Origin of the sequence: Streptomyces sp. NPDC048623 (assembly GCF_040650755.1) — a bacterium.
GTDB lineage: Bacteria > Actinomycetota > Actinomycetes > Streptomycetales > Streptomycetaceae > Streptomyces.
Genome location: NZ_JBEZHV010000004.1, coordinates 266,912 through 293,903, shown reverse-complemented (window position 1 = coordinate 293,903; position 26,992 = coordinate 266,912). Strand labels below are relative to the sequence as shown.

Here is a 26,992-nt window from a genome sequence, read left to right as displayed (position 1 = left end):
GCCGGTTCCGCGAAGCGTGCGGAAGCGTCACGTACGCGCGCCTCGGTGCCGGCCCCGGCCTGCTCCGGCGTCGCCGCGCCGTTGCTCGGCTCGGCATCCGGCGGCCGGGCGGACGATCAGCAGATGCGGAGCCCTTCCACCGGACCGCCGGCCGCACCGCCGCTGAGATGGAGCACGCTGACGTACACGTTGGTGTTGCCGCTGTCGTCGTCGGTCCTCGCGAACCACCGGCTGGTCCGGCCCCCGTACGACTCCGTCCGGTCCAGGTCCACCTGACAGAAGAACACCTGCGGGCCGGGGGCCACGGTGCCCATCTCGCCGCCGTCGTAGCGGGTGCTGGTGGCCGTCCGTACCACCTGGCAGGTCGCCGAGGAGCCGGCCGGCGTGCATCCGCTCGCGGCGGGCGGCGGGGCTGCGGCCGTGGTCGCGGGCGGCGCGGTGGTCGCGGGCGGGGCCGCGGCGGTGTGCGCGCCCGGCTGCGCACCGGACGTCGCCGGGCCGCCGGCCGTCGGCGCGCCCTTCGCCCCGTCCGTCGGCGTGGCGGCCGTGGCCGAACCGCTCGCATCCAGGCGGGCGCTCTGCCCGGGGCCCGGAGTCCTGCCGTCGGCGGGCGTCGCGGTGCCTTCCGCACCGCCGTCGATCACCCGCCCGGGTTCCCGGCTCGCGTCGGCGCCGGGCTGTCCCGGCTCGCCACCCGCCGTGTGCCCGTCGGGCGCGCGATCCATCAGCGCGTACGTGACACCGCCGCCGACCAGCACCACCCCGGCCACGGCCGCGGCGACGAGCCCGCGCGCCCTGCGCGGCGCGGCGCTGCCTCCGTGCCGCCGCCCCGCCCCTGAAGTCCCGGTCCCCTGCCGCAGGGGGGACGGCTGCGTCGCGCCCGCACCGCGGCGCCCGGAGGACTCCGGCGCCGCCCCGGCGACAGGCGCGTCCGGGGACGTCACGCCCGACGAAGCGCCGGCAGGCACCGGACCATACGCCGCGGCCGGGACACCGAAGCCACCGCCAGACCCACCACGCGCGCCCGCCCCCGCCCCGGCGACAGGCGCGTCCGCGGACGTCTCGCCCGACGAAGCACCAGCAGGCACCGGACCATACGCCGCTGCCGGGACACCGAAGCCACCGCCGGACCCACCACGCGCGCCCGCCCCTGCCCCGGCGACAGGTGTCCCGGCCTCGTATCCCTCGGCGGGCGCGGGTCCGTGCGCCCCGGTCGGGGGCCCGGACGCATCACCGGGCGTGCCCGCCCCGGAGGCAGGCTCGCCGGGCCGCGCGGCCGGGCCGTGCGCCTCCGCCGGCGGGCCGAAGGCTCCACCGGAAGCGGCGAGAGCGGCAGCGGGAGCGGGAGCGGCGGGCCACGCCTCAGCGATGTCCGTCGAGCCCGCGCGTACGCCCTCCGCTCCCGTCGGGGAGCCGGAGGCCCCGCCCGGTCCCGGCGGCACAGTCAGGCCGGTACCCGAGGCCGCGGCGCCACCGGAGGCCCCGCCCGCCACCGCCGCCAGCAGTGCCGCCGCCTCCCTCGCGTCCGGGCGGGTCAGCGGGTCCTTCGTCAGCAGGCGCAGCAGGACCGGGGTCAGCGGGCCCGACCGGGTCGGGGGCGGAAGGGGGTCCGTGACGATGGCGGCGAGTGTGGACCAGGTGGAGGTGCGGCGGAAGGGGCTGGTGCCCTCGACCGCCGCGTAGAGGGTGGCGCCCAGGGCCCAGACGTCCGCGGCGGCGGCCGGCGCGGCCCCCTGCGCGCGCTCCGGGGAGAGGAAGTCCAGGGAGCCGATGATCTCGCCGCTGCGGGTGAGCCGGGCGGCGGAGCCGTCGCCGGGGTCGTCCATCGTGGCGATGCCGAAGTCCGTCAGGACCACTCGGCCCGAGCGGTCGAGCAGGATGTTGCCGGGCTTGACGTCCCGGTGGAGCACGCCGGCCCCGTGCGCGGCGGCCAGCGCCGTGAGGACGTGGGCGCCGATGCGGGCGGCCTCGCGCGGGTCGAGCGGGCCCCGGTCGGCCAGCACGTCGTCCAGGGAGGGCCCGTCGACGAGTTCCATGACGATGACCGGCCGGCCCTCGTGCTCGGTGACATCGTGGACGGCCACGACTCCGGGGTGGCGGACCCGGGCGGCGGCGCGGGCCTCGCGCTGCATCCGCAGCCGCATGCCGGCCAGTTCGGCGGCCGGGGTGTCGGTGTAGGTGCGTAGTTCCTTGACGGCCACCTCGCGGCCGAGCACCTCGTCGACGGCCTGCCAGACCACCCCCATGCCGCCCCGGCCGAGCTGACGCACGATTCTGTAGCGGCCCGCGAGCCGCCCGTTCTCCCCCGATGACACCGCTGCCCCGTTCCCTGCGAGTTCGCCTAGCGCGTGAACTCGTTCAGGGTACGGGGCAGTTGGCGGAAAAGTGGCGTTTACCGCCACCGTGGCGCGACCACGCGCGTGCGCGACCACGCGGCCGCGCGGCTACGGGGCGGTCGCCGTGAGGTCGCCGCGGCGCGGGGCCGAGAAGCGCTCCAGGTCGGCGCGGGTCAGCCCGGTCAGGGCGTCGACCTCGGCGGTGTCGAGGGCGCCGCACTGGAGTCCGCGCAGGAGGTAGGAGGCGAGCGCCTTGGCGGTGGCGGGCTCGTCCATGACGTCGCCACCGGCGTGGTTGGCGTACGCGGAGAGGCGCTTGGCGGCGGTCTCGAAGCCCTCGCGGTAGAAGGCGAAGACGGCGGCGTAGCGGGTGGGGAGGTGCCCGGGGTGCATGTCCCAGCCCTGGTAGTAGGCGCGGGCCAAAGCGCGGCGGGTGAGGCCGTAGTGGAGCCTCCAGGCCTCGTGGACGTGGGCGGTGGAGCCGACCGGGAGGACGTTGGTGGAGCCGTCGGAGACGCGGACGCCGGTCCCCGCCGCCGCGACCTGCATGATCGCCTTGGCGTGGTCGGCGGCCGGGTGGTCGCTGGCCTGGTAGGCGGCGGAGACGCCGAGGCAGGCGCTGTAGTCGAAGGTGCCGTAGTGGAGGCCGGTGGCGCGGCCCTCGGCGGCGCCGATCATGCGGGCGACGGTGGCGGTGCCGTCGGCGGCGAGGATGGCCTGGCTGGTCTCGATCTGGATCTCGAAGCCGAGCCGGCCGGCGTCGAGGCCGTGGGCCTTCTCGAAGGCCTCCAGGAGGCGGACGAAGGCGGTGACCTGTTCGGGGTAGGTGACCTTGGGGAGGGTGAGGACGAGGCCGTCCGGCAGGCCGCCGTGCTCCATGAGGCCGGTGAGGAAGACATCGGTGGTGCGGATGCCGCGGTCGCGTACGGCGGCCTCCATGCACTTCATCCGGATGCCCATGTACGGGGCGGCGCTCCCGTCCGCGTACGCCCGGGTGATGATGCGGGCGGCGCGGGCGGCGTCGGCGTCCTCGGCGGCCCCGCCCGTCCCCCCGTACCCGTCCTCGAAGTCCACGCGCAGGTCCTCGATCGGCTCGCGCTCCAGCTTGGCGCGGACGCGGCCGTGGACGTCCTCGGCGAGGGCGTCGGAGAGGCCGAGGACCCGGGCGAAGGCGGCGGCGTCGGGGGCGTGCTCGTCGAGGGCGGCGAGGGCCTGGTCGCCCCAGGCGCGGATGGTGCCGGCGTCGAAGACGTCGCCGGGGACGTAGACCGTGTGGACGGGCTGGCGGGTGCCGGGGTCCCCCGGGTAGCGCCGGTCCAGCTCGGCGTCCACGGCGGCGAGGGAGGCGCTGATGGCCTCGCTGACCGCGCCCGCGAGGCTCGTCGGCACCTTCTCCGGCCTCTCCTGCTGGCCCATCCCTCATCCTCCTGTTTTCCGCTGCACGGAATCAACAATCCGTATGGCGAAGTTAACGGTCGGCCCGGAGCTGCGTCAATGGGTGTCCAACGGGTGTCCGCGGAAGGGCCGAAACGGCCGGGGGCCGCGCGGTGAAGATCACCACGCGGCCCCCGGACCGGAACGGAACAGCAGATCAGCCCCGAGATCAGCCCTTGCGGGCCTGGATCTCCTGGGTCAGCTGCGGGACGACGTCGAACAGGTCGCCGACGACGCCGTAGTCGACCAGGTCGAAGATCGGCGCCTCGGCGTCCTTGTTGATCGCGACGATGGTCTTCGAGGTCTGCATGCCCGCGCGGTGCTGGATCGCACCGGAGATGCCGGAGGCGATGTACAGCTGCGGCGAGACGGACTTGCCGGTCTGGCCGACCTGGTTGGAGTGCGGGTACCAGCCGGCGTCGACGGCGGCGCGGGAGGCGCCGACGGCGGCACCGAGCGAGTCGGCGAGCGCCTCGATGATCCCGAAGTTCTCGGCACCGTTGACGCCACGGCCGCCGGAGACCACGATCGCGGCCTCGGTCAGCTCCGGGCGGCCGGTCGACTCGCGCGGGGTGCGCGCGGTGATCTTGGTGCCGTGGGCCTTCTCCGAGAAGGAGACGGCGAGCGCCTCGACGGTGCCGGCGGCCGGGGCGGCCTCCACGGGGGCCGAGTTCGGCTTGACCGTGATGACCGGGGTGCCCTTGGAGACCCGGGACTTGGTGGTGTACGAGGCGGCGAACGCGGACTGCGTCGCGACCGGGCCCTCGTCCCCGGCCTCCAGGTCCACGGCGTCGGTGATGATGCCGGAGCCGATGCGGACGGCGAGGCGGGCGGCGATCTCCTTGCCCTCGGCGGAGGACGGGACAAGCACGGCGGCCGGGGAGACGGCCTCGTACGCGGCCTGGAGGGCCTCCACCTTCGGGACGACGAGGTACTCGGCGAACTCGGGGGCGTCGGCGGTGAGGATCTTCACGGCGCCGTGCTCGGCGAGCGCGGCGGCGGTGTCGGCGGCGCCGTTGCCGAGCGCGAGGGCGACCGGCTCGCCGAGGCGGCGGGCGAGGGTCAGCAGCTCCAGGGTGGGCTTGCGGACGGCTCCGTCGACGTGGTCGACGTAGACGAGAATCTCAGCCATGGGACTTCAATCTCCTGCGAACGAAAAGGGGGCAGTCTGTACGGCTCGCGCGAGCCTTAGATGCTGTGCCGGTCCGGGGGGCGCCCCCCGGACCCCAGCAGCTAGATGAACTTCTGGCTCGCGAGGAACTCGGCCAGCTGCTTGCCGCCCTCGCCCTCGTCCGTGACGATCGTGCCCTTGCTGCGGGCCGGGCGCTCGTTCGCCTCGTCGACCTTGGTCCAGGAGCCCTCCAGGCCGACCTCCTCCGCCTCGATGTCGAGGTCGGACAGGTCCAGGGACTCCACCGGCTTCTTCTTGGCGGCCATGATGCCCTTGAAGGACGGGTAGCGGGCCTCGCCCGACTGGTCCGTCACGGAGACGACGGCCGGGAGGGAGGCCTCCAGCTGCTCGGAGGCGGTGTCGCCGTCGCGGCGGCCGCGCACGACGCCGTCCTCGATCTTGACCTCGGAGAGCAGGGTGACCTGCGGGACGCCCAGACGCTCGGCCAGGATCGCCGGAAGGACGCCCATGGTGCCGTCGGTGGAGGCCATACCGGCGATGACGACGTCGTAGCCGGTCTTCTCGAGCGCCTTGGCGAGCACCAGCGAGGTGCCCATGACGTCGCTGCCGTGCAGGTCGTCGTCCTCGACGTGGACGGCCTTGTCGGCACCCATGGACAGCGCCTTGCGCAGGGCGTCCTTGGCGTCCTCCGGACCGACCGTGAGGACGGTGACCTCGGCGTCGTCCGCCTCCTCGGCGATCTGCAGCGCCTGCTCGACCGCGTACTCGTCGAGCTCCGAAAGGAGACCGTCGACGTCGTCACGGTCGACCGTCAGGTCGTCCGCGAACTTCCGGTCGCCCGTGGCGTCCGGCACGTACTTCACACAGACAACGATCCTCAAGCTCACGCCGGCTCTCCTACTGCATCGTCATAACTGGGCTGCCTTGTTGCTCGCAGCATAGGCGCCTGAAGGGCGGTTTTCCGGTCGGGGCGCTGACGCCCCGAGCGAAATATTACTCGCCAGTACACCCAGTTCGTTACCAGTGAGCAAGCGCTCAGCCGTGTGACCTTGCCAACGCCCCCGCGGGCGTCCGTACGGGAACTCTCAGTCGCGCAGGGCGTTGAAGCGCCCCTGGTGGTAGAGGAGCGGACGGCCTGCGCCGTCCGGGTCGCCGGCCACCACCTGGGCGATCACGATCCGGTGGTCGCCGGCCGGGACCTTGGCCACCACCCGGCACACCAGCCAGGCTAGGACCCCGTCCAGGACCGGCACGCCCTCGGGCCCGAGGCTCCAGCGGGTGGGCGCGGCGAAGCGGTCGGCGCCGCTGCGGGCGAAGGTGGCGGCCAGCGCCTCCTGGTGCTCGCCGAGTATGTGGACGCCGATGTGCTCGGCCCCGGAGATGACGGGCCAGCAGGAGGAGCCCGTACCGACGCCGAAGGAGATCAGCGGGGGCTCGGCGGCCACGGAGTTGAGCGAGGTGGCGGTGAAGCCGACCGGGCGCCCGTCGCCGTGGGCGGTGATGACCGCGACACCGGCGGCGTGCTGCCGGAAGACGGAACGCAGCAGATCGGGCGAGCCGGGGCGCGGGGCACCGACGACAGGGGCGGGGGCGGGGGCGGGATCGGCGGCGAAGGAGACGCGGGGGGAGGGCGCGGAGGGAACCGCGGAGGGAATCGTCGGGAGCGTGCGGAGCTCGGGCGAGACCGTCATGGAGTTGTCCTTCTGCGAGGGCGGCGGGAGAGGGGTCGCGGGTGCGTCAGACACCCGGACAGCACGCGCTCGCGGTGCGGCCGAGGTCCACGTGGGCCCGGCCGTAGAGAAGGAGTTCAGGGGGCATTGCGCCAGAGTGACGATCGTTGACGTGCTCAGTCAAGTGTGCGTATCAGGATGCGGACGGATTCGCCAGCATGTGGACGTGTCAGAGCACCCGTCCGAGCGCGGCGATGACATCGGCCTTACGGGGCTGTCCGGCGGCCCGCCGGACGATCCGGCCCGCCCGGTCGAGGACCAGGACCGTGGGCGTACGGACGATCCCGAACGCGCGGACGAGGTCCAGCCGCTCCTCGGCGTCGATCTCCACATGCCCGACGCCGTCAACCAGGGCTGCCACCTCGGCGAGGGTTCTGCGGGTGGCCCGGCAGGGCTGGCAGAAGGCCGTGGAGAACTGGACCAGGGTGGCCCGCTCGCCGAGCCCGGTGCCCAGCTCCGCCGCGCCCAGGACCTCGCTGACCTCGGTCATCTCCGCGTACCCCGCTTCCTTCTTCGCCGGCCTTCCCCGCCCGGTGCAGCGTCCCACGGTGCCGTTCGATTCCCGCCATGACCACCCGGAGTGACGAGAATCTCCCCGTACGAAGCCGCCAGGACTGGTCACCGGCTCCCACATGGGGCACGATCTGCCCAAAGCCGAAAACCTACGGCCGCGTAACTTCGCCGGGAGAACCCTCCCCAGGCACAGACGTAAGGGGTTCCCCCCAGATGGCAGAGCTCGTCTATCGGCCGGTCATCGGCGCCGCCCTGACCATGTTCAAGGCGCTGGACCTGAAGATCGACACCCAGGGGTCGGAGCACATCCCGCGCCAGGGCGGCGCGGTCCTCGTGAGCAATCACATCAGCTATCTGGACTTCATCTTCACCGGCCTCGCCGCGCTGCCGCAGAAGCGCCTGGTGCGTTTCATGGCGAAGGAGTCCGTCTTCCGGCACAAGGTGTCGGGGCCGCTGATGCGCGCGATGAAGCACATCCCGGTGGACCGCTCCCAGGGCGAGCACGCCTACCAGCACGCGCTGAAGGCGCTGCGCTCCGGCGAGATCGTGGGCGTCTTCCCCGAGGCGACCATCTCGCAGTCGTTCACGCTGAAGAGCTTCAAGTCGGGTGCGGCGCGCCTGGCGCAGGAGGCCGGCGTGCCGCTGATCCCGATGGCGCTCTGGGGCACCCAGCGGGTGTGGACCAAGGGCCGGCCGCGCAACTTCAAGCGCGCCCACATCCCGATCACGATCCGGGTCGGCGAGCCGGTGCAGGCGCCGGCCGACCAGTACGCGGGCGCGATCACCCGGCGCCTGCGCGAGCGCGTGCAGGAGCTCCTGGAGGCGGCGCAGCGGGCCTATCCCGTACGCCCGAAGGACGCGAGCGACACCTGGTGGGTGCCCGCCCACCTCGGGGGCACGGCGCCGACGCCGGAGGAGCTCAAGGCCGCGGAGCGGCACGCCGAGCAGTAGCGAGCGGTAGGGACCTTCCGGGGTCCCCCGGGGTCACTGGGGTCCCCCTGAGCCACTCGGGGCCGCGGACGGTGATCCGGGCCCCGGGGCTGACCTCCACGAGCAGCTCGGCGAGCTCGGTCATGCGGTCCAGCACAGAGGACTACTCGGTCCACTCCATTGAACTCTTGTACGCACAAGTGTGCGGCCGGACGGAAGTCGGTGACCTCCGTCCGGCCGCACACTCCTGCGCGATCGCCGGAGACTAGCGCGCCATCTCTTCCTTCAGCGCCTGGAGGAACGCGTCCACGTCGTCCTCCGTGGTGTCGAAGGAGCACATCCAGCGCACATCGCCGGCCGTCTCGTCCCAGAAGTAGAAGCGGAAACGCTCCTGCAGGCGCCGGCTGACCTCGTGCGGCAGCCGGGCGAAGACCGCGTTGGCCTGGACCGGGTAGAGGATCTCCACCCCGTCCACGCCGCGCACGCCCTCGGCGAGACGCCGGGCCATCGCGTTGGCGTGCCGCGCGTTGCGCAGCCACAGGTCCTTGGCGAGCAGCGCCTCCAGCTGGACCGACACGAAGCGCATCTTCGATGCCAGCTGCATGGACAGCTTGCGCAGGTGCTTCATGTGGCTGACGGCGTCCGGGTTGAGGACGACGACGGCCTCGCCGAAGAGCATGCCGTTCTTGGTGCCGCCGTACGAGATGACGTCGACGCCCACCGCGTTGGTGAACGCGCGCATCGGCACGTCGAGCGAGGCGGCCGCATTGGCTATGCGGGCGCCGTCGAGGTGGACCTTCATGCCCTTGCCGTGGGCGTGCTCCACGATCGCCCGGATCTCGTCGACCGTGTAGACGGTGCCGAGCTCGGTGTTCTGGGTGATCGAGACGACCTGCGGCATCGCCCGGTGCTCGTCCTCCCAGCCCCAGGCCTGCCGGTCGATGAGCTCGGGGGTGAGCTTGCCGTCCGGGGTGGGCACGGTGAGCAGCTTGAGGCCGCCCATCCGCTCGGGCGCGCCGCCCTCGTCCACGTTGATGTGCGCGGACTCGGCGCAGATCACGGCGCCCCAGCGGTCGGTGAGCGCCTGCAGCGCGGTCACGTTGGCCCCGGTCCCGTTGAAGACCGGGAACGCCTCGGCCGAGGGGCCGAAGTGGCTGTGGATGACACGCTGCAGGTGGTCGGTGTACGCGTCCTCGCCGTAGGCGACCTGGTGGCCGCCGTTGGCGAGGGCGATGGCCGCCAGGATCTCCGGGTGGACGCCGGCGTAGTTGTCGCTGGCGAACCCGCGGACCGACGGGTCGTGGTGACGACGGGCGTCGGTCCTGGAGGCCGCGGCCGCGGTCAGGGCTTGGGGGTCAGCCACAGGCGCTGTCCATTCACTTCCTGTGCGGGCCGCTCCCAGAGTCCGGCGACGGCGTCGGCCAGTTCCTTGACATCGGTGAAGCCCGCGAACTTCGCATTGGGGCGCTCCGCGCGCATCGCGTCGTGCACCAGTGCCTTGATCACCAGGATCGCAGCGGCCGCCTGCGGCCCTTCGTCGCCCCCCAGTTTGCGGAACGAGTCCGCCATGGCGAGGGTCCAGGCCTCGGCCGCCGCCTTGCCGGCGTTGTACGCGGCGTTGTTGGCCTGCGGCTTGTGCGCGCCGACCTGGCTGACCAGGGCGTAACGGCCGCGGCCGCCGCTGCGGAGCAGGCCGTCGTGGAAGGCGAGCGAGGTGTGCTGGACCGTACGGATCAGGAGCTTCTCCAGGAAGTCCCAGTCCTTGAGGTCGGTCTCCGCGAAGGAGGGCGCGCCGCGCCAGCCGCCGACGAGGTGGACCAGGCCGTCGATCCGCCCGAACTCCTTCTCGGTCTTGGCGGCCCACTCGCGGGTGGCCTCCAGGTCGAGCAGGTCGACGGTGTCGCCGGTGACCGTCGCGCCGCCGTGGGCGTAACGGGCGGCGTCGACCGCCTCGGCAAGGCGCGCCGGGTCGGCGTCGGAGGCGACCACGGTGGCGCCCGCCTCGGCGAGGCGCAGCAGGGTCGCGCGGCCCGCGGGGCCGGCGGCGCCCGCGACCGCGATGACGGCTCCGTCCAGCGTGCCGCCGTTGCCGTTGCCAGTCATGGTCGTCGCCTCCTGGTCGCTCGCCTCTGCCGCCCCGTCCGCCGGTTCCGTCCGGGTCACGCGGCGGCCTGCTCGGCCCGCACGACGTCGTCGGCGGTGATCCCCTTCGTCGAGGCGATCACACCCTTGAGCTTCTTCGCAAGGGCCTCAAAGAACATGCTGAGCGGAAACTCGTCCGGAAGCACGTCGTCGACGAGCTTGCGCGGCGGGAGGGTCACGTCCAGGGCGTCGGCGCCCTTGGCCCACTTCGAGCCCGGGTGCGGGGCGAGGTAGGTGGAGACCAGCTCGTACGACTTGAGCCAGTGGACCAGCTTCGGGCGGTCGATGCCGTCGCGGTAGAGCTTCTCGATCTCGGCGCAGAGCTGGTTGGTGACCTCGGGGGCCCGGTCCCAGTCGATGGTCAGCTTGTTGTCGGTCCAGCGCACCACGTCGTGCCGGTGCAGGTACGCGAAGAGCAGCTGGCCGCCGAGGCCGTCGTAGTTGCGGTTGCGGTCGCCGGTGAGCGGGAAGCGGAACATCCGGTCGAACAGCACGGCGTACTGCACGTCACGGCCGTGCTCGTTGCCCTCGGCCTCCAGCTGCACCGCCTCCTTGAAGGAGGTCAGGTCGCAGCGCAGCTCCTCCAGGCCGTACATCCAGAACGGCTGGCGCTGCTTGATCATGAAGGGGTCGAAGGGGAGGTCACCGCGGCTGTGGGCGCGGTCGTGGATCAGGTCCCAGAGGGCGAAGGTCTCCTCGCAGCGCTTCTGGTCGCCGAGCAGGGTGGCGATGTCCTCGGGCAGTTCGACGCCGAGGATGTCGACGGCGGCCTCGGTCACCTTGCGGAAGCGCGCGGCCTCGCGGTCGCAGAAGATGGCGCCCCAGGAGAAGCTCTCCGGCACCTCGCGCACGGCGACGGTCTCGGGGAAGAGCACGGCCGAGTTGGTGTCGTAGCCGGACGTGAAGTCCTCGAAGGTGATGCCGCAGTAGCCGGGGTTGTCGAAGCGGGTGGCCTCGAGCTCGGCCAGCCACTCGGGCCACACCATGCGGAGCACGACGGCTTCGAGGTTGCGGTCCGGGTTGCCGTTCTGGGTGTACATCGGGAAGAGCACGAGGTGCGGGGTGCCGTCGGCACGCTCGGCGGCCGGGTGGAACTCCATGAGGGAGTCCAGGAAGTCCGGGACCTCGAAGCCGGCCGCGGACCACTTGCGCAGGTCGGCGGCGAGGGCGCGGTGGTAGGCGGCGTCGTGCGGGAGCAGCGGGGAGAGCTGCTCGACCGCGACGGCGATGCGCTCGACGGTCTGCTCGGCGTGGGCACGAGCCGGGGCGCCCTCGGCGTCGAAGTCGATGGAGCCGTCCTTGCTCTGCCAGGGGCGGAGCTCCTCCACGGCATTCTTGAGCTCGGCCCAGGCGGGGTGATCGGTCACCGCGGTGTCGGTGGCTATGCCCTCACGGGTCACGTCCTGCACAAGAATTTCCGTCATTTCTCTTCCTCCACAGGAGAACCTTGCGTCAAGCAACGGTAACCGCGTCCGGATCTCCCCCACAAGAGGGGGAGGGAAAAATTCTCCTGTCAGACCCCCCTTGTCACCGCTGATTTTCCTGTCCGATGGGGTGCAGGGTCGAGAAAAGAGGGGTTCCGCGCGCCCGCTTCCCGTTTCGTCCCCAGCCGTTAGGCTGCGCGAGGAGCCGATCGGCGCCCGGCGCGGCCGGGGCCGGACCCCGACGGAAGCGAGAAGATCTTGAGTTTCCTCACCATCGGTCACCGTGGAGTCATGGGCGTCGCGCCCGAGAACACGCTGCTCTCCTTCGTCCGCGCCGAGCAGGCCGGCATGGACGTCATCGAACTCGACCTCCACCTGAGCGCGGACGGCGCGCTCGTCGTCATGCACGACGCCGAGGTCGACCGGACCACGGACGGCACCGGGCCGATCGCCGGCAAGACGCTCGCGGAGCTGAAGGCGCTCGACGCGGGCGGCGGGGAGCGGGTGCCCGTCTTCGAGGAGGTCCTGACGGCGGTCAGGGCGCCGCTCCAGGCAGAGATCAAGGACGTCACGGCGGCGCGGGCGCTGGCTGAGGTGCTCACCGAGCAGAACCTGACCGGGCGGGTGGAGGTGCTGTCCTTCCACGACGAGGCACTCGCGGAGATCCGCGGCCTGGTCCCCGGGGTGCGCACGGCGCTCGTCGCGGACCGGGGTCAGGGCGAGGTGGTGGAGCGCGCGCTCGCGGTGGGCGCGGCGGCGCTCGTCCTCAACATCCGCCATCTGACCCTGCACACCGTCGACAAGGCGCACCGGGCGGGACTGCGGGTGATCGGCTGGGTGGTGAACACCCAGGACGAGCTGCGGCTCGCGCGCGCCCTGGGCCTGGACGGGGCCACCACGGACCGCCCGGAGATCCGCCGTACCGGCCGCTTCACGGCCTGAGCCGCCCGAGCGGCCGGGGTCTGCGGGCCTCCGGGCCTGCGGGCCTCCGGGCCTCCGGGCAGGGCGTGGGTACGGCTCAGACGAGCGGCTTGACCAGGAGCTCGAACTGCAGGTCGTCCCGCTGCGGCACGCCGAAGCGCTCGTCGCCGTACGGGAAGGGCGTCATCCGGCCCGTACGGCGGTAGCCCCGGCGCTCGTACCAGGCGACCAGCTCCTCGCGCACCGAGATCACCGTCATGTGCATCTCGCGCACGTCCCACAGCTCGCGCACCCGGCGCTCGGCCTCGGTGATGATCCGGCGGCCGAGCCCGGCGCCCTGGAGCTCCGGGCGGACCGCGAACATGCCGAAGTAGGCGGCCTCGCCGCGGTGTTCCAGCTGGCAGCAGGCGACGACCTCGCCGTCCTGCTCGACCACCATCAGCCGGCTGCCGGGCGTGGTGATGACCGCCTCGACGCCCTCCGCGTCGGTGCGCTGGCCCTGCAGGATGTCCGCCTCGGTGGTCCAGCCGGCCCGGCTGGAGTCGCCCCGGTAGGCCGACTCGACCAGCGGGACGAGCACGGGGACGTCGTCCAGGACGGCGTCGCGGTAGGTGATGGAGGCGGTCTGCCGGGGCGCGGCGGTGTCCATGGTGTGCGGTCTCCCCTCGGGCGCGGCTGATCGGCGGACGCGATCGGTCCGAGCCTAGGGCATGCCTTGCGGATCATGACCGGGCGTCTCACGCGCCCCCGCACTCCCCCCTCGTACACCCGTGCGCGCCCGAGCGCCCGCGTGGCCGCGCCGGCCGCCGGGCATGCCCTCGGAGACGGAGCCGCGAGAAGGGGGGTGTGCGGCGTGCACGGACCGGCGTTGTCCGGGTGGTTGCTGGTGGTGCTGTGCGCGGCCAGCGGGGCGTACTGCCTGCTGCGCATGCGGGCGGCCGGCGCGGCGGAGCGCGGCTCGGCCGGGAGCGAGGCGGTGATGGGCTTCGGCATGGCGGCGATGGCGCTGCCGGCCGCGGTGCTCAGCCCGCCGGAGTGGAGCTGGGTGCTGTACGCCGGGGTGTTCGGCCTCGCGGCCCTGCACGGGCTGGTCTCCGCGGTGCGGCACGGCGGGCACCATCTGCATCATCTGGTGGGCTCGCTCGCCATGGTCTACATGGCGCTCGCGATGGCCGCGGCGCCCGGGGCACAGGGCGGGCACGCGGGGCACGGCGGGCACGGCGCGGTCGCCGCGACCGGCGGGATACCCGTGCTGACCGGCCTGCTGCTCGCCTATTACGGGGTGTACGTGCTGCGTTCGGGCGCGCGCCTGGTGCCGGCGGCGGGGGCCGCGGGGATACGGGCGGGGGGCGCGGGTGGCGCGGAACTGACGCTGGTGTGCCGGCTGTCGATGGGGCTCGCCATGCTGGCGATGCTGCTCGCGCTGTGAGCGCGGCGGGGCGGGGCGGCGGTGGTCGGTGGGGCCGGTGGGGCGCTGCCAAACCGTGGCGTACGTCACTTGCCCGGCAAGGGCGTATCCCGCTTGTTACCGCACTCATAGGCTGACGGCATGTCGGTATCCCTCGCGCTGCTCGCGCTCGGCGTCCTGACCGCTGTCGTCGCCCCGCGGCTGCTCGCGCGGGCCGACTGGGTGGACCGGGAACCCGTGGTGGCGCTGTGGGTGTGGCAGTGCGTGGTGGCCGAGGCGCTGCTGAGTTTCGCGCTGTCGATGACGTTCAGCGCGGCGGCGGCCTGGAAGGCGGTGCGCGGGCAGGTCTTCGCGCCCGCGCCGCGCGCGGTCGTCGAGGCGTACGAGCTGGGGACGCACGGGCCGTGGTCGGCGGTGCTCGCCGTGGTGCTCGCGGCGGGCGGGCTCTGGACCGGGGCGATGCTGGGCCGGGAGATCGGGCAGGCACGCGCCCGCCGCAAGCAGCGCCGTACCGAACTCCTGGTGCGGGCGCCGCTGTTGCCCGGCGAGGAGCCCGCGGGAAACGCCCGGCTCGTGGTCCTGGAGGGCGAGCGGGCCGGCGCCTGGTGGCTGCCCGGCGGGACGCCGCAGCTCGTCATCACCACGGCGGCGCTGAGCCGGCTCAAGGGGCGGCAGCTGGACGCGGTGCTCGCCCACGAGCAGGGGCACGCCCGGGCACGACACGACTGGCTGCTGCACTGCTCGGCGGCGCTCGCGGACGGTTTCCCGGGCGTGCCGGTCTTCGCGGCCTTCCGCGCCGAGATGCACCGGCTCGTGGAGCTGGCGGCGGACGACGTGGCCTCGCGCCGCTTCGGACGCCTCACGATCGCGCTCGCGCTCGTGGAACTCAACGAGGACCGCGGTGTGTTCGGCCCCCACCAGCCCGCCGACACGGGCCTCCCGGGCCGGGTGAACCGCCTCCTGAGCGCCACCCCCCGCCTGACCGCAGGCCGCCGCCTCCGACTCACCGCCGCAGCGGCCCTCGTCCCGGCCCTCCCGATCCTCGTGGCCCTGGTCCCGGCACTGAGGGCGCTGGGCTGACGGCGGGGGCGGCTGCGGCGGCGCTCGCCCCGGCGGTCGTCCGACGCTCCCAGTCCTCGCGGCGCTCGCACCCTGCGCGCTGAGAGCGCAGGGCGAGGCCGCTCGGACTACGCCGCGAGCGGACGCGGCCGGGCGGCCGTGTGCCTTGGATCAGGCCGGGCAGCCACGGCGCCTGGGGTCTCCCCAGGCCCTCTGCGCCGAGAGGCTCGGCCTTCCCGGGCCCGCCGAGGCCGAGGAGAAGCGCCACGGAGGGCACGCCCCCTGCCCCCGCCCCCGCAGGCGCAGGCTCAGGCACGGCCAGGGTCCGAATGCGGCGGGCCCGGGCGCGGGGCGCGAGACACGGGGCGGGGCCCGCGTACGGCGCCGGGGCGGTGTCGGGCAGGATGCGGCCATGCGCATCTCCGCCGTCGTGACCGGCGCCCTGGGCGTGCTGCTCCTCGTGCTCGTGGCCGTGGGGTGGTCCCCGTTGCTGTCGTTCGACCGGGACGTCGCCGAGGCGCTGCACCGCAGTGCGCTCGCCCACCCCGGTTTCACCCACCTCAACCGGATCCTCACCGACTGGGTCTGGGACCCGTGGACCATGCGCGCCCTGACCCTGCTCGCGGTGGTGTGGCTGCTGATCCGGCGCGAGCGGCTGCTCGCGCTGTGGATCACGGGCGGCACCCTGGTCGCCTGGCTGCTGCAGGCGGGCCTGAAGGCGGCGGTGGGCCGCGAGCGACCGCAATGGCCGGATCCGGTCGACTCGGCGCCGTACGGAGCCTTCCCCTCCGGCCACGCGATGGCGGCGACGGTGGCCTGCGGGCTGCTGCTGTGGGCGCTCGCGCTGCACTGGCGGGAGGGCCGGCGGGGCTGGGGCACGCTCGCCGGGGCGGCCCTCGTGTCCGTGGCGGGCGTCGGCTGGACCCGGGTCTATCTGGGTGTCCACTGGCCCTCGGACGTGCTGGCCGGCTGGCTGTTCGGCTGGTGCTGCGTGGCGGTGACGATCGTCACGTACCGGCTGGTGGCGGCGCGTAGAACGCCCTCGGCGGACACCGGGGCCGGGAGCAGAATGGAAGACACACGATGAGCCCGCCTGTTCTGGACGATCCCCCGCGTCGCCCAGAACAGACGGCAGGTCCCGCCTCCGGCCACGAGGGCGCGACGGCAGGACGCGCTGAGTATATTGGCTCGGAGCCAGTCAACGCAGGAGTCCAGCATGTCCCCGCGTAGCGCATCGGTCAATGAAGAGCTTCGGCGGCGGTCCCGTGACCGGATCCTTGCGGCCACCGTGGACCTCGTCTCGGAGCGCGGGTACGAGGCGACCACCCTGGGCGACATCGCCGAGCGCGCCGGATCGGCCCGCGGCCTCGTCTCGTACTACTTCCCGGGCAAGCGCCAGCTGCTGCAGTCCGCGGTGCACCGGCTGATGCACCGCACCCTGGAGGCGGCCCTGGAGCGCGAGCCCCGCACCGAGGACGGCCGGGAGCGGCTCGCCCGGGCGATCGACGCGATCCTGGGTCTCGGCGAGGAGCGGCCGGTGCTCATGCGCACGCACATGGCGGGCATCCTCCAGGCCGAGGGCTTCGTGCAGTGCCCCGAGCAGCAGCGGCTCGCGGCGCTGCTGCGGGACACGGTCGCCCGCTACGGCGCCGAGGACGTGGACACCGAGTACCCGCTGCTGCGGGCGCTGCTCATGGGCGCGGTGTTCGCGGAGCTGCTGCCGGGGGCGCCGATGCCGGGGGCCCGGCTGCGGGCCGAGCTGTTCCAGCGGTACGGGCTCGACTGGGAGCAGGGCGTGCCGCCGGACGGGGGTCCGCCCGACGGCACGCGGCTGATCGGCCCGGCCCGAACGGCCGGGCAGGCGGGACCGGAGGGGCAGGCCGGACCGGAGGGGTCCGACCTGGTTCCGCGTCAGTCCTTGTCGCCGAAGTCCGCGAAGTAGTCCGGCTGGGTCTGGACGTTGAGCTCGTCCATCCGGATCCGCGCCGCCTTGTCGGTGCGCTTGTCGCTGAGCTTCAGCACGTCGAAGCCCTTGACGAGGTCGTTGGAGTAGATGAAGCCGTTGTAGTAGTAGGCGGACCAGGAGCCGCCGCCGACCAGGGTGGTGGCGGAGATCGGGCCGCGCTCGAAGTAGGCGATCTCCTTCGGGCGGCGGGAGTCGGTGAAGTCCCAGACGGAGATTCCGCCCTGGTACCAGGCCTGGACCATCAGGTCCTTGCCCTTGACCGGGATCAGCGAGCCGTTGTGGGCGACGCAGTTCTCGGTGTCGGCCTGGTGGCGCGGGATCTTGTAGTAGCTGCGGAAGACCAGCTTGCGGTCGTCGCCCTTGCCGACGATGTCGTAGATGCCGTCGGCACCCCGGTTCGGGCCGATGGTCGCGTTGCAGGTGGCCGCCCCGCCGCCGCCCAGCTCGTCGGTGAAGACGACCTTGTCGGCCTTCTGGTTGAAGGTCGCGGAGTGCCAGAACGCGAAGTTGACGTTGTCCTGGACCCGGTCGATCACCCGCGGGTTCTCGGGGTTCTTGATGTCGAAGAGGATGCCGTCGCCCATGCAGGCGCCGGCGGCCAGGTCCTTGCCCGGGAGCACGGTGATGTCGTGGCAGCCGCTGGTCTTGCTGACGCCCGGGTTGGTGGGCGCGCCGGGGTTGCCGCCGCCGTCCGGGCCCTCGCCCGGGAAGAGCACCGGGAAGCCGACCACCCTGGCCTGCTCGGGCGCGTCACGCGGGACCTTGATCACCGAGATGCCGTCGTGCGGCGGCCGGCAGTCGGGGAAGGCGGCGTTGGGCCCGTACGACGAGACGTACACGTAGACGTTGTCGCGCTCCGGCACCAGGGTGTGGGTGTGCGAACCGCAGAAGGTCTCGACGGCGGCGACGTACTTCGGGTTGGCGACGTCGCTGATGTCGAAGATCTTCATGCCCTCCCAGGATTCCTTCACCGAGGCGGGCTGCGAGGTGCTGGCGCAGGAGTTGTCGCTCCGGGAGGAGTCGGTGGACAGGAAGAGCAGGTCGCCCGAGACGGACACGTCGTTCTGGGATCCGGGGCAGAGCACCTGGGTGACGGTCTTCGGGTTCGCCGGGTCGCTGATGTCGAAGACCCGGAAGCCGTCGTAGTTGCCGGCGAAGGCGTACTTCCCCTGGAACGCCAGGTCCGAGTTGGTGCCCTTGAGGGCGTCCTTGGGGATGTTGACGAGGTGTTCGATGTTGGGGCTGTGGACGATCTCGTCCACGCCGGGTATCTCACCGCTCGCGATGGCGGCGCGGGCATCGGCCGCCTGCGCCGCGGTGACGTCGTTCCGTACGGGCGTCGTGTCGCCCGGGTCGGGTGTGGCGGCCGCGGGTCCTGCGGTGAACAGTCCGATCAGCAGACCTGCCACGGCGGTCGCCGCACCCAGCCCTCTGATCCGTGCACGCGGGGTACTCGTGGTACGCACGAAGTCACTCCGTCCTCTCTGGATTTCGTTCGCAGTTGAACGACGGATGGACCCCGGCAGTATCTTCCTTTGCGTGCACATCTCAACAGATGGCAACAGAGAAGTAATGAAATTTCCTCGAACCGCCGCCGTTGACCGCGTGACCGGAGTCGCTCACGTGACCGAAGTCGCCCAAGTGCCCGTGGAGGTCGTGTTGTCGAACCGTCGTGTCCGTCGTCTCAGTCGTGTCCGTCGCGTCCGTGGTGCCGTCGCCGTTCTGCTCACCCTCTCCGCCGTACTCGCCCTGGGCGCCTGCGAGTCGGCGCCAGATGCCACCAAGTCGACTCCCGCGGGCGGGGGTTCGGCGAAGAGTCCGGGAATCGTGGCACCGGGCAAGCCGGGTGAGCCCGCCAAGCGGGTCTCCCCCGACGAGGCGGCGCGGCTGATGCCGGACGAGCGTCCCAACGGCGCCGACTACGGCTATGTGCAGATGATGATCGAGCACCATCGCCAGGCCCTCACCATGACCGCGCTCGCCCCGAGTCGCGCCGGCAACCCGCAGGTCCGCAAGGTCGCCGAGCGCATCTCGGCGGCACAGGGACCGGAGATCGGGGCGATGGAGGGCTGGCTGAAGAACAACGGCGGCCCGCGGCCCATGGCGGGCCACGACCACCACGCCATGCCGGGAATGGCGACCGAGGCCCAGCTCGCGCAGCTGCGGGCGGCCAGGGGCCCGGCCTTCGACACCCTCTTCGTCAAGCTGATGATCACCCACCACGAGGGCGCGATCACGATGGCGGCGGACGTGCTGAGCCAGGGCAACAACGTGCTCGTGGAGGAGATGGCGAGCGATGTGATCGCTCAGCAGTCGGCCGAGATCGACCGGATGCGGTCGCTGTAGGGTCCTACGGCTCGCCCAGGCGGGCCGACTGGGCCTCGGTGGCCGCGAGGATGCTGTCCAGGAGGCCGGGGAAGAGGGCGTCGAGGTCGTCGCGGCGCAGGATGTTGAGCTTGGTCGTGCCCCGGTAGAGCTGCCGGACGACACCGCTCTCGCGCAGGACGCGGAAGTGGTGGGTGGTCGTCGACTTGGTGACCGGCAGGACGAAGGCGGAGCAGGCGAACTCCTGGCCCTCACCCCGCACCATGTCGCGGACGATCTGGAGTCGGACCGCGTCGGAGAGGGCGTGGAGCACGCCTTCGAGGCGGATCTCCTCGCGTGCGGGGTGCGCCAGGACCCGGGGGTTGGTCGTCGCGGTGGTCACGGCTGGGGCTCCACGGCTCTCGGGAACGGGGGACTTCATTGTACGAGAATCCTCGTAGTTTGACAGGTGCCGTACTACGATGAGTATCGTACGAGGGTCAGCCCGAGGCAGCATCCGTCACGCCGACGAGGAGTCCGTCATGAGCGCCGCCCTGTTCGAGCCCTTCACCCTGCGGTCCGTCACCGTCCCGAACCGGGTCTGGATGGCCCCGATGTGCCAGTACTCGGCGGCGCCGACGGGCCCGGAGGCGGGCATCGCGGGCGACTGGCACTTCGCGCACTACGCGGCCCGGGCCACCGGCGGCGCCGGTCTGATCCTCCTGGAGGCGACCGCCGTCGCGCCCGAGGGCCGGATCAGCCCGTACGACCTCGGCATCTGGGACGACGCCCAGATCGAGGGCCTGCGCCGGATCGCCGCGTTCCTCACCGAACAAGGGACCGTCCCCGGCATCCAGATCGGGCACGCCGGCCGCAAGGCCGCCACCCAGCAGCCGTGGGTGGGCCGGGGGCCGGTCGACCCCGCCGGCGGCCTGGGCTGGCAGCCGGTCGCCCCGAGCCCCGTCGCCTTCGCCGACGACCACCAGGTGCCGACCGAGCTGACGGTCGAGCAGATCCACGGGATCACCGACCGGTTCGTGGCCGCGGCGCGCCGCGCCCTGGCCGCCGGCTTCCAGGTCCTGGAGCTGCACGGCGCCCACGGCTATCTGATCGGCGAGTTCCTCTCCCCGCACAGCAACCGGCGCACCGACGCCTACGGCGGCTCCTTCGAGAACCGCACCCGGCTCGCTCTGGAGGTCGTCGACGCCGTGCGCGCCGTCTGGCCCGGGGAACTGCCGCTGTTCTTCCGGATCTCGGCCACCGACTGGCTGGAGGAGCAGGGCTGGACGGCGGACGAGACCGTGCGCCTCGCCGCGCTGCTGCGCGAGCACGGGGTCGACCTGCTCGACGTGTCCACCGGCGGCAACGGCGGCCCGGCCAGGATCCCGGTCGGCCCCGGCTACCAGGTGCCCTTCGCCGCCCGGGTGAGGGCGGAGACCGGACTGCCGGTCGCGGCCGTGGGTCTGATCACGGAGAGCGAGCAGGCCGAGAAGATCGTCGCCAACGGCGAGGCGGACGCCGTGCTGCTCGGCCGCGAGCTGCTGCGCGACGCGTCCTGGCCGCGCCGCGCGGCCCGCGAGCTCGGCGCCGAGATCTCCGCGCCCGCCCCCTACGCCTGGGCGATCTGAGCCCGGCAACACGCCCTTGACCAGGGGCTGAGCAGGCTCCAGGGGTCGTTGTCAGTGGCGGGGTGCAGACTGGCCCGTATCCGTGACAACGGCGTCCTGGAGGTGTCGGCATGACCGACGTGCTACTGACCGTGGGCACCCGCAAGGGGCTCTTCATCGGCCGCGGGCGAGACGGCCGATGGGAGTTCGAGCCCCCTCACTTCAACGCGCAGGCGATCTATTCGATCGGGATCGACACACGGGGTGACCGCCCCAGAATCCTGGTCGGCGGGGACAGTTCCCACTGGGGCCCCTCCGTCTTCCACTCCGACGACCTCGGTGCGAGCTGGACCGAGCCGCCCCGGCCGGCGGTCAGGTTCCCTCAGGACACCGGGGCTTCGCTGGAGCGGGTGTGGCAGCTGCACCCCGCGCCCGCGCACTCCCCCGGCGTCGTGTACGCCGGGACGGAGCCGGCCGCGCTCTTCAGATCCGCCGACGGCGGCGAGTCCTTCGAGCTGGTGCGCCCGCTCTGGGAGCACCCGACCCGGGACCGCTGGGTGCCGGGCGGGGGCGGCGAGGCGGTGCACACGGTGGTCACCGACGCGCGGGACCCGGAGGCGGTGACGGTGGCCGTGTCGACCGCCGGGGTGTTCCGTTCCCGTGACGGCGGTGCGAGCTGGGACCCGTCCAACGACGGGGTGTCGGCGGTCTTCCTGCCCGACCCGCACCCCGAGTTCGGGCAGTGCGTGCACAAGATCGCCCAGGACGCGGGGGATCTGGACCGGCTGTATCTGCAGAACCACTGGGGCGTGTTCCGCAGTGACGACGGCGGCACGCGGTGGACCGACATCGGCGACGGGCTCCCGTCCGACTTCGGCTTCGCCGTGGCCGCCCATCCCCACCGCCCGGACACCGCCTATGTGTTCCCCATCAACGCCGACGCGGACCGCGTCCCGGCCGGCCGGCGCTGCCGGGTCTACCGGACGACCGACGCGGGCGCGAGCTGGGAACCGCTGACCGAGGGTCTGCCGGCGGGCGACCACTACGGCACGGTGCTGCGCGACGCCCTGTGCACCGACGACGCCGACCCGGCGGGAATCTACTTCGGCAACCGCAACGGCGAGGTGTACGCGAGCGCCGACGACGGGGACAGCTGGCAGCTGCTCGCCGAGCACCTGCCGGACGTGCTGTGCGTACGGGCGGCGGTGATCGGCTGAGCCACGGCATCGGGGGCCGGGGGCGTTGTCGGTGTGGGCGGCCATGGCTCTCGCCTCCCGGCATCAGCACTCAGGGTGCCTGATCCGTCGCCGGCAGCGCGCGCCGCAGCCGGCGGCCGGGTCCCCGCCACACGTGGAGGCCGGGCGGCCGCATAGGGCCAACAGTCCCGGAAGGGGACCGTTCGGCACTGCTGCCGACGATGCCGGGGCGCCACAGTGAGAAGGAAGCCTGGAGCCCCTCATCGTGTGGAGGAGGGTGTCATGGAGCATCGCACCGTCTTCGAGGTGATGACGCACGACGTGGTCACCGTCGCTCCCGCCACCCTGTTCAAGGAGATCGCCCGCCTCCTCGCCGAGCACGACGTCTCCGCCGTCCCCGTCGTCGACGAGGACCGGCGCCTGCTCGGCGTCGTCTCCGAGGCCGACCTGCTCCGGGCCACCGCCGAGCTCCCCGATCTGGAGGGCCGCTCGGCGGGCGTACGGCTGCTGTCCCTGGAGCGCGGACTGCCCGACGCGGAGACCGCGTCCGATCTGATGAGCTCGCCCGCCGTCGTGGCCCGCCCCGGCTGGAACCTCGTCGAGACCGCCCGGACCATGCACCGCAAGAACGTGAAGCGTCTTCCCGTGATCGACGAGACCGGACGGCTCGTCGGCATCATCAGCCGCACCGATCTGCTGCGGCCCTTCCTGCGCGGCGACTCCGCCATCCTCGACGAGATCGAGCACGACGTGCTCGATCGCACCCTGCGGCTCGCGCCCGGCACGATCCGGGCGACCGTGACGGACGGGGTCGTGACCCTGGCGGGCCGCGTCGACGAGCGGGCGGACATCCCGGTGATCGTGCGGCTGTGCCGTTCGGTCGACGGGGTGGTCGCCCTGCACGAGTCGATCGAGTACGCCTACGACAATCTCGCTCTCGACGTGGAGCCACCGCGATGAACATGCTCTGGGTGGCGCCGGTCATGCCCGATTACGAGAGCGCCCGGGCCACGTTCTCGTGGCGGCACGAGTTCTCGCGGCTCGCCGGGCTGCCGGGCGGTGGCGTCAACATCGGGTACGAGGCCGTCGACCGCCATCTGGGCGAGGGGCACGGCGAGCGGGTCGCACTGCGCTGCGTGGGCCGCGACGGGCAGGTGCGGGCGGTGACCTACGCCCGGCTCGCGGCCGACAGCTCCCGCTTCGCCCATGTCCTCGAATCGCTCGGCGTCGGACGCGGCGAGCGCGTCTTCACGCTGCTCGGGCGCCGCCCCGAGCTGTACGCCACCGTCCTCGGTGCCCTGCGCGCCCGGCGGGTCGTCTGTCCCCTGTTCACCGCCTTCGGCCCCGAACCCGTCGCCCTGCGCATGGAGCTGGGCGGCGCCAGGGCCCTGGTGACGACCCGGGAGCTGTACGAGCGGAAGGTGGCGCCGGTACGGTCGCGGCTCCCGCACCTGCGGCACGTCCTGCTCCTCGACCCCGGCGACGATCCGCCACCGGACACCCTCTCCCTCCTCGCCCTGACGGACGCCGCCCCCGACGCGTACACCGTGGGACCGACCGCTCCCGAGGACCTGGCGCTCCTGCATTTCACCAGCGGCACCACGGGCACCCCCAAGGGCGCGATGCACGCGCACGAGGCGGTGCTTGCCCACCGCGCGACCGCCGCCCGCGCGCTCGACCTGCACGAAGGAGACGTGTTCTGGTGCACCGCCGACCCGGGCTGGGTCACCGGCATGTCGTACGGCATCATCGCCCCGCTCACCCTCGGCGTGACGACCGTCGTCGACGAGGGCGACTTCGCGCCCGGCCGTTGGTACGACATCCTCGCCGGCCAGCACGTGACCGTCTGGTACACCGCGCCCACGGCGCTGCGGATGCTCATGCGGGCCGCACCGCGCGACGGCACCCCGCCCTCCGCGCGGCACGACCTCTCGTCGCTCCGGTTCGTCGCGAGCGTCGGCGAACCGCTCAACCCGGAGGCCGTCCACTGGGGCAGGGAGGCGCTCGGGCTGCCCGTCCACGACACCTGGTGGCAGACCGAGACCGGCGCCATCATGATCGCCGGCTTCGCGGCCGATCCCGTGCGGCCCGGCTCGATGGGGCGGCCGGTCCCCGGCGTCGAGGCCGCCGTCCTCGCCTGCGGTGAGGACGGCCGGGCCGCGGTCGACGACGCGGGACACGTCCGGGTCCTGACGGAGCCCGGCACGCAGGGGGAGCTCGCGCTCCGGGCGGGCTGGCCGTCGATGTTCCGCGGCTACCTGCACGAACCACGGCTCTACGAGGAGTGCTTCGCCGACGACTGGTACCTGACGGGCGACCTGGTCAGCCGCGACGCCGACGGCTGGTTCTGGTTCGTGGGCCGCGCGGACGACGTCATCAAGTCCGCCGGGCATCTCATCGGACCCTTCGAAGTGGAGAGCGCGCTCATGGAGCACCCCGCGGTCGCCGAGGCCGGGGTCATCGGGCGTCCGGATCCGCTGGTGGGTGCGATCGTCAAGGCCTTCGTCCTGCTGCGCCCCGAGTATCCCGCCGGTGACGAACTGCGGCGCGACCTCGTGGCGTTCGCTCGCCGGCGCCTCGGCCCGGCCGTGGCACCCCGGGAGATCGAGTTCGTCGACGACCTGCCGCACACCCGCAGCGGCAAGGTGATGCGCCGGCTGCTGCGGGCCCGTGAACTGGGCCTGCCCGAGGGCGACGTGTCGACACTGGAGACGCCGGAGACACCTGGGACACCGGAGACACCGGAGACGGCGGGCACGGCCGGGGCACCCGGCCTTTCGGGGAAGGAGCCGTGATGGGCACCGCACACGGCGGCACGTCCGCCAGGACCTCGGACACCAAGCGGCCCCGCCGCGCCCGTACCCGCGCGGCATCCGCCCCCGCGTCCGCCCCCGCGCCGTCTCCCGCCCCGGAATCGGCCCACGAACTGGACCTGCTGCGGCAGATGCTGCTGATCCGCCGCTTCGAGGAGCGGTGCGTCGAGCTCTACAGTTCGGCCGCGATCCGGGGTTTCGTCCACCTGTACATCGGCGAGGAGGCCGTGGCCGTCGGCGTCCACCAGGCGCTCTCCGAGCAGGACGCGGTGGTCTCGACGTACCGCGAACACGGCCACGCCCTCGCCCGCGGCGTGCCCGCCGAGGCCGTCATGGCGGAGATGTACGGAAAGACCACGGGCTGCAGCCACGGCCGTGGCGGCTCCATGCATCTCTTCGACTCCGCCCGCCGCTTCTACGGCGGGAACGCGATCGTCGGCGGCGGACTGCCGCTCGCGGCCGGTCTGGCCCTGGCCGACCGGATGCGCGGCGAGTCCCGGGTGACGTGCTGCTTCTTCGGCGACGGGGCCTTCGCCGAGGGCGAGTTCCACGAGACCGCCAACCTGGCCGCGCTCTGGGGACTGCCCGTGCTCTTCGTGTGCGAGAACAACCTCTACGCGATGGGGACGGCCCTCGCCCGCGAGCACGCCCAGACCGACCTGGCGATGCGCGCCGCGTCGTACGGCATGGCGGCCTGGGCCGTCGACGGCATGGACGTGCACGCCGTGGAGAAGGCGGCGTGCGGGGCCGTCGAGTCCATCCGCGCCGGCAACGGACCGCACTTCCTGGAGGCGCGGACCTACCGGTTCCGCGCGCACTCGATGTACGACCCGGACCGGTACCGCCCCAAGGAAGAGATCGAGGAGTGGAAGCGGCGCGACCCGATCACGGGCTTCACCACGGGTCTGAAGAACGCCGGCCTGGCCGACGCGGCGGCCCTGGACGCCCTGGAACGCGAGGTCACCGAGGTGATCGACCGCGCGGTGCGGGCCGCCGAACAGGCTCCCGAGGAACCGGCGGAGACGCTGCTGCTCCATGTCACCGGCGAGAGCGAGGAGGCTCCGTCATGAGCGCTCGCACCCGACCCGGCGCGCACCCGGACGGCGGAACCACCACCTACCGGGAGGCCCTGCGGGAAGCGTTGCGGGAGGCACTCGCCTCGGACGAGCGGGTCTTCCTGATGGGCGAGGACGTGGGCCGCTACGGGGGCTGCTTCGGGGTGAGCCTCGGGCTCCTGGAGCAGTTCGGCCCCGACCGGGTCCGGGACACCCCGCTCTCCGAGTCCGCGTTCGTCGGGTCCGGTATCGGCGCCGCCCTCGCCGGGATGCGGCCCGTCGTGGAGATCATGACCGTCAACTTCAGTCTGCTGGCCCTCGACCAGATCCTGAACAACGCCGCCACCCTGCGGCACATGTCGGGCGGACAGCTCGGGGTGCCGCTGGTGATCCGGATGACGACGGGCGCGGGACGGCAGCTGGCGGCCCAGCACTCCCACAGTCTCGAAGGCTGGTACGCCCACATCCCGGGTCTGCGCGTGCTGGCACCCGCCACGCTCGACGACGCCCGCCACCTCCTGGCGGCCGCGCTCGCCGACCCGGACCCGGTGCTCGTCTTCGAGCACGGCAGCCTGTACAACGCGGCCGGGACCCTCGATCCGGCGGTCACCGGAGTCGACCTGCACAGCGCCGCGATCCGCCGCGCGGGGACCGACGTCACGGTCATCGCCTACGGCGGCAGCCTGCCCAAGGCCCTCGAAGCGGCGGAGCGGCTGGCGGGCGAGGGGATCAGCGCCGAGGTGCTCGACCTGCGCGCCCTGCGGCCGCTCGACGACGCCACGATCGTCGCGTCGGTGCGACGCACCCACCGGGCCGTCGTGGTCGACGAGGGCTGGCGCAGCGGCAGCCTGTCGGCCGAGATCGAGTCCCGCATCTGCGAGCAGGCGTTCTTCGACCTGGACGCCCCTGTCGAGCGGGTCTGCAGCGCGGAGGTGCCCATCCCGTACGCCCGCCGGCTGGAGGAGGCGGCGCTCCCCCAGCCGGCCGGCATCGTGGCGGCGGCGCACCGGGCGGTGGGCTGA

Annotated in this window: 26 protein-coding genes; 13 read left to right on the top strand and 13 right to left on the bottom strand. The window is 72.8% G+C overall.

Annotation, left to right across the window (positions count from 1 at the left end; all coding sequences use genetic code 11):
- Nucleotides 1-116 precede the first annotated feature (116 nt).
- The 7 genes from AB0C73_RS08430 to AB0C73_RS08400 all read right to left on the bottom strand — a co-directional run bounded on the left by AB0C73_RS08430 (nt 117) and on the right by AB0C73_RS08400 (nt 7,122).
- Complete coding sequence (locus AB0C73_RS08430; protein ID WP_362526173.1) at nt 117-2,315, bottom strand: protein kinase; 2,199 nt, start codon at nt 2,313-2,315, stop codon at nt 117-119.
- Nucleotides 2,316-2,444: 129 nt separating this feature from the next.
- A complete protein-coding gene (locus AB0C73_RS08425) occupies nt 2,445-3,752 on the bottom strand; it encodes an aldolase/citrate lyase family protein (RefSeq protein ID WP_362526171.1) in 1,308 nt (435 codons plus the stop codon).
- Nucleotides 3,753-3,939: 187 nt separating this feature from the next.
- Nucleotides 3,940-4,902 (bottom strand): electron transfer flavoprotein subunit alpha/FixB family protein, encoded by a 963-nt coding sequence (locus tag AB0C73_RS08420; protein ID WP_362526168.1) that lies wholly within the window; start codon nt 4,900-4,902, stop codon nt 3,940-3,942.
- A gap of 101 nt (nt 4,903-5,003) precedes the next feature.
- Complete coding sequence (locus tag AB0C73_RS08415; protein WP_362526166.1) at nt 5,004-5,789, bottom strand: electron transfer flavoprotein subunit beta/FixA family protein; 786 nt, start codon at nt 5,787-5,789, stop codon at nt 5,004-5,006.
- Nucleotides 5,790-5,987: 198 nt separating this feature from the next.
- Nucleotides 5,988-6,593, bottom strand: a complete 606-nt coding sequence (locus AB0C73_RS08410) for a flavin reductase family protein (RefSeq protein WP_362526164.1) — start codon at nt 6,591-6,593, stop codon at nt 5,988-5,990.
- Between the two features lie 46 nt (nt 6,594-6,639).
- Nucleotides 6,640-6,720, bottom strand: coding sequence for a putative leader peptide (locus AB0C73_RS08405; RefSeq protein WP_362526390.1), 81 nt, complete (start codon nt 6,718-6,720; stop codon nt 6,640-6,642).
- A gap of 81 nt (nt 6,721-6,801) precedes the next feature.
- Nucleotides 6,802-7,122 carry a thioredoxin family protein gene (locus AB0C73_RS08400; RefSeq protein ID WP_362526162.1) on the bottom strand — a complete coding sequence of 107 codons (321 nt, stop codon included), beginning with the start codon at nt 7,120-7,122 and terminating at the stop codon, nt 6,802-6,804.
- A gap of 236 nt (nt 7,123-7,358) precedes the next feature.
- Here AB0C73_RS08400 and AB0C73_RS08395 point away from each other — a divergent pair, with 236 nt between their 5' ends.
- Nucleotides 7,359-8,096, top strand: a complete 738-nt coding sequence (locus AB0C73_RS08395; RefSeq protein ID WP_362526161.1) for a lysophospholipid acyltransferase family protein — start codon at nt 7,359-7,361, stop codon at nt 8,094-8,096.
- 244 nt (nt 8,097-8,340) lie between these two features.
- Here the strand turns inward: AB0C73_RS08395 and AB0C73_RS08390 are convergent, their stop codons facing one another.
- From AB0C73_RS08390 to AB0C73_RS08380, 3 genes are read right to left on the bottom strand one after another with little or no spacing between them, the layout of a single operon-like run.
- Nucleotides 8,341-9,420 (bottom strand): low specificity L-threonine aldolase, encoded by a 1,080-nt coding sequence (locus tag AB0C73_RS08390; protein ID WP_362526387.1) that lies wholly within the window; start codon nt 9,418-9,420, stop codon nt 8,341-8,343.
- Nucleotides 9,417-10,178, bottom strand: a complete 762-nt coding sequence (locus AB0C73_RS08385) for an SDR family oxidoreductase (protein ID WP_362526384.1) — start codon at nt 10,176-10,178, stop codon at nt 9,417-9,419. Before AB0C73_RS08385 ends, AB0C73_RS08390 begins: the two co-directional genes overlap by 4 nt.
- Before the next feature lie 56 nt (nt 10,179-10,234).
- On the bottom strand, nt 10,235-11,641 hold the full coding sequence (locus AB0C73_RS08380; RefSeq protein ID WP_362526159.1) for a DUF6421 family protein: 1,407 nt from the start codon (nt 11,639-11,641) through the stop codon (nt 10,235-10,237).
- A 258-nt stretch (nt 11,642-11,899) separates the two neighbouring features.
- Here AB0C73_RS08380 and AB0C73_RS08375 point away from each other — a divergent pair, with 258 nt between their 5' ends.
- Nucleotides 11,900-12,583, top strand: a complete 684-nt coding sequence (locus AB0C73_RS08375; RefSeq protein WP_362526157.1) for a glycerophosphodiester phosphodiesterase family protein — start codon at nt 11,900-11,902, stop codon at nt 12,581-12,583.
- A 76-nt stretch (nt 12,584-12,659) separates the two neighbouring features.
- On the opposite strand, the gene AB0C73_RS08370 is transcribed toward AB0C73_RS08375, so the two are convergent.
- Complete coding sequence (locus AB0C73_RS08370; RefSeq protein ID WP_362526154.1) at nt 12,660-13,211, bottom strand: GNAT family N-acetyltransferase; 552 nt, start codon at nt 13,209-13,211, stop codon at nt 12,660-12,662.
- A gap of 204 nt (nt 13,212-13,415) precedes the next feature.
- Between AB0C73_RS08370 and AB0C73_RS08365 the strand changes: the two genes are divergently transcribed.
- The 4 genes from AB0C73_RS08365 (at nt 13,416) to AB0C73_RS08350 (ending at nt 16,971) form a co-directional block, all read left to right on the top strand.
- Complete coding sequence (locus tag AB0C73_RS08365) at nt 13,416-13,991, top strand: DUF5134 domain-containing protein (RefSeq protein ID WP_362526152.1); 576 nt, start codon at nt 13,416-13,418, stop codon at nt 13,989-13,991.
- A 120-nt stretch (nt 13,992-14,111) separates the two neighbouring features.
- Nucleotides 14,112-15,050 carry a M56 family metallopeptidase gene (locus AB0C73_RS08360; protein ID WP_362526150.1) on the top strand — a complete coding sequence of 313 codons (939 nt, stop codon included), beginning with the start codon at nt 14,112-14,114 and terminating at the stop codon, nt 15,048-15,050.
- A 391-nt stretch (nt 15,051-15,441) separates the two neighbouring features.
- Entirely contained in the window at nt 15,442-16,116 is a 675-nt protein-coding gene (locus AB0C73_RS08355) for a phosphatase PAP2 family protein (protein WP_362526147.1), read from the top strand.
- Between the two features lie 129 nt (nt 16,117-16,245).
- The gene (locus tag AB0C73_RS08350; protein ID WP_362526145.1) at nt 16,246-16,971 is read left to right on the top strand and encodes a helix-turn-helix domain-containing protein; all 726 of its coding nucleotides are present in this window, start codon (nt 16,246-16,248) and stop codon (nt 16,969-16,971) included.
- Here the strand turns inward: AB0C73_RS08350 and AB0C73_RS08345 are convergent.
- On the bottom strand, nt 16,941-18,461 hold the full coding sequence (locus AB0C73_RS08345; protein ID WP_362526143.1) for a hypothetical protein: 1,521 nt from the start codon (nt 18,459-18,461) through the stop codon (nt 16,941-16,943). The genes AB0C73_RS08350 and AB0C73_RS08345 overlap by 31 nt on opposite strands.
- Before the next feature lie 256 nt (nt 18,462-18,717).
- Here AB0C73_RS08345 and AB0C73_RS08340 point away from each other — a divergent pair, with 256 nt between their 5' ends.
- Complete coding sequence (locus AB0C73_RS08340) at nt 18,718-19,341, top strand: DUF305 domain-containing protein (RefSeq protein WP_362526382.1); 624 nt, start codon at nt 18,718-18,720, stop codon at nt 19,339-19,341.
- Between the two features lie 4 nt (nt 19,342-19,345).
- Here AB0C73_RS08340 and AB0C73_RS08335 read toward each other — a convergent pair whose 3' ends face one another.
- Nucleotides 19,346-19,702 (bottom strand): helix-turn-helix transcriptional regulator, encoded by a 357-nt coding sequence (locus AB0C73_RS08335; RefSeq protein ID WP_362526140.1) that lies wholly within the window; start codon nt 19,700-19,702, stop codon nt 19,346-19,348.
- A gap of 139 nt (nt 19,703-19,841) precedes the next feature.
- Between AB0C73_RS08335 and AB0C73_RS08330 the strand changes: the two genes are divergently transcribed.
- The 6 genes from AB0C73_RS08330 to AB0C73_RS08305 all read left to right on the top strand — a co-directional run bounded on the left by AB0C73_RS08330 (nt 19,842) and on the right by AB0C73_RS08305 (nt 26,992).
- On the top strand, nt 19,842-20,927 hold the full coding sequence (locus AB0C73_RS08330; RefSeq protein ID WP_362526138.1) for an NADH:flavin oxidoreductase/NADH oxidase: 1,086 nt from the start codon (nt 19,842-19,844) through the stop codon (nt 20,925-20,927).
- A 110-nt stretch (nt 20,928-21,037) separates the two neighbouring features.
- Nucleotides 21,038-22,123, top strand: coding sequence for an exo-alpha-sialidase (locus AB0C73_RS08325; protein WP_362526136.1), 1,086 nt, complete (start codon nt 21,038-21,040; stop codon nt 22,121-22,123).
- Between the two features lie 261 nt (nt 22,124-22,384).
- Nucleotides 22,385-23,062, top strand: coding sequence for a CBS domain-containing protein (locus tag AB0C73_RS08320; RefSeq protein ID WP_362526134.1), 678 nt, complete (start codon nt 22,385-22,387; stop codon nt 23,060-23,062).
- The gene (gene acsA, locus AB0C73_RS08315; protein ID WP_362526133.1) at nt 23,059-24,897 is read left to right on the top strand and encodes an acetate--CoA ligase; all 1,839 of its coding nucleotides are present in this window, start codon (nt 23,059-23,061) and stop codon (nt 24,895-24,897) included. The genes AB0C73_RS08320 and acsA overlap by 4 nt, the downstream gene beginning before the upstream one ends.
- Nucleotides 24,897-25,985, top strand: a complete 1,089-nt coding sequence (gene pdhA / locus AB0C73_RS08310) for a pyruvate dehydrogenase (acetyl-transferring) E1 component subunit alpha (protein ID WP_362526131.1) — start codon at nt 24,897-24,899, stop codon at nt 25,983-25,985. Before acsA ends, pdhA begins: the two co-directional genes overlap by 1 nt.
- Nucleotides 25,982-26,992, top strand: coding sequence for an alpha-ketoacid dehydrogenase subunit beta (locus AB0C73_RS08305; RefSeq protein ID WP_362526129.1), 1,011 nt, complete (start codon nt 25,982-25,984; stop codon nt 26,990-26,992). Before pdhA ends, AB0C73_RS08305 begins: the two co-directional genes overlap by 4 nt.

Coding starts and splice junctions, on each gene's coding strand:
- AB0C73_RS08380 (WP_362526159.1), bottom strand. CDS start 11,641: ATGACGGAAATTCTTGTGCAGGACGTGACCCGTGAGGGCATAGCCACC.
- AB0C73_RS08305 (WP_362526129.1), top strand. CDS start 25,982: ATGAGCGCTCGCACCCGACCCGGCGCGCACCCGGACGGCGGAACCACC.
- AB0C73_RS08405 (WP_362526390.1), bottom strand. CDS start 6,720: ATGCCCCCTGAACTCCTTCTCTACGGCCGGGCCCACGTGGACCTCGGC.
- AB0C73_RS08355 (WP_362526147.1), top strand. CDS start 15,442: ATGCGCATCTCCGCCGTCGTGACCGGCGCCCTGGGCGTGCTGCTCCTC.
- AB0C73_RS08325 (WP_362526136.1), top strand. CDS start 21,038: ATGACCGACGTGCTACTGACCGTGGGCACCCGCAAGGGGCTCTTCATC.
- AB0C73_RS08330 (WP_362526138.1), top strand. CDS start 19,842: ATGAGCGCCGCCCTGTTCGAGCCCTTCACCCTGCGGTCCGTCACCGTC.
- AB0C73_RS08400 (WP_362526162.1), bottom strand. CDS start 7,122: ATGACCGAGGTCAGCGAGGTCCTGGGCGCGGCGGAGCTGGGCACCGGG.
- AB0C73_RS08420 (WP_362526168.1), bottom strand. CDS start 4,902: ATGGCTGAGATTCTCGTCTACGTCGACCACGTCGACGGAGCCGTCCGC.
- AB0C73_RS08425 (WP_362526171.1), bottom strand. CDS start 3,752: ATGGGCCAGCAGGAGAGGCCGGAGAAGGTGCCGACGAGCCTCGCGGGC.
- pdhA (WP_362526131.1), top strand. CDS start 24,897: ATGGGCACCGCACACGGCGGCACGTCCGCCAGGACCTCGGACACCAAG.
- AB0C73_RS08410 (WP_362526164.1), bottom strand. CDS start 6,593: ATGACGGTCTCGCCCGAGCTCCGCACGCTCCCGACGATTCCCTCCGCG.
- acsA (WP_362526133.1), top strand. CDS start 23,059: ATGAACATGCTCTGGGTGGCGCCGGTCATGCCCGATTACGAGAGCGCC.
- AB0C73_RS08350 (WP_362526145.1), top strand. CDS start 16,246: ATGTCCCCGCGTAGCGCATCGGTCAATGAAGAGCTTCGGCGGCGGTCC.
- AB0C73_RS08320 (WP_362526134.1), top strand. CDS start 22,385: ATGGAGCATCGCACCGTCTTCGAGGTGATGACGCACGACGTGGTCACC.
- AB0C73_RS08385 (WP_362526384.1), bottom strand. CDS start 10,178: ATGACTGGCAACGGCAACGGCGGCACGCTGGACGGAGCCGTCATCGCG.
- AB0C73_RS08360 (WP_362526150.1), top strand. CDS start 14,112: ATGTCGGTATCCCTCGCGCTGCTCGCGCTCGGCGTCCTGACCGCTGTC.
- AB0C73_RS08395 (WP_362526161.1), top strand. CDS start 7,359: ATGGCAGAGCTCGTCTATCGGCCGGTCATCGGCGCCGCCCTGACCATG.
- AB0C73_RS08370 (WP_362526154.1), bottom strand. CDS start 13,211: ATGGACACCGCCGCGCCCCGGCAGACCGCCTCCATCACCTACCGCGAC.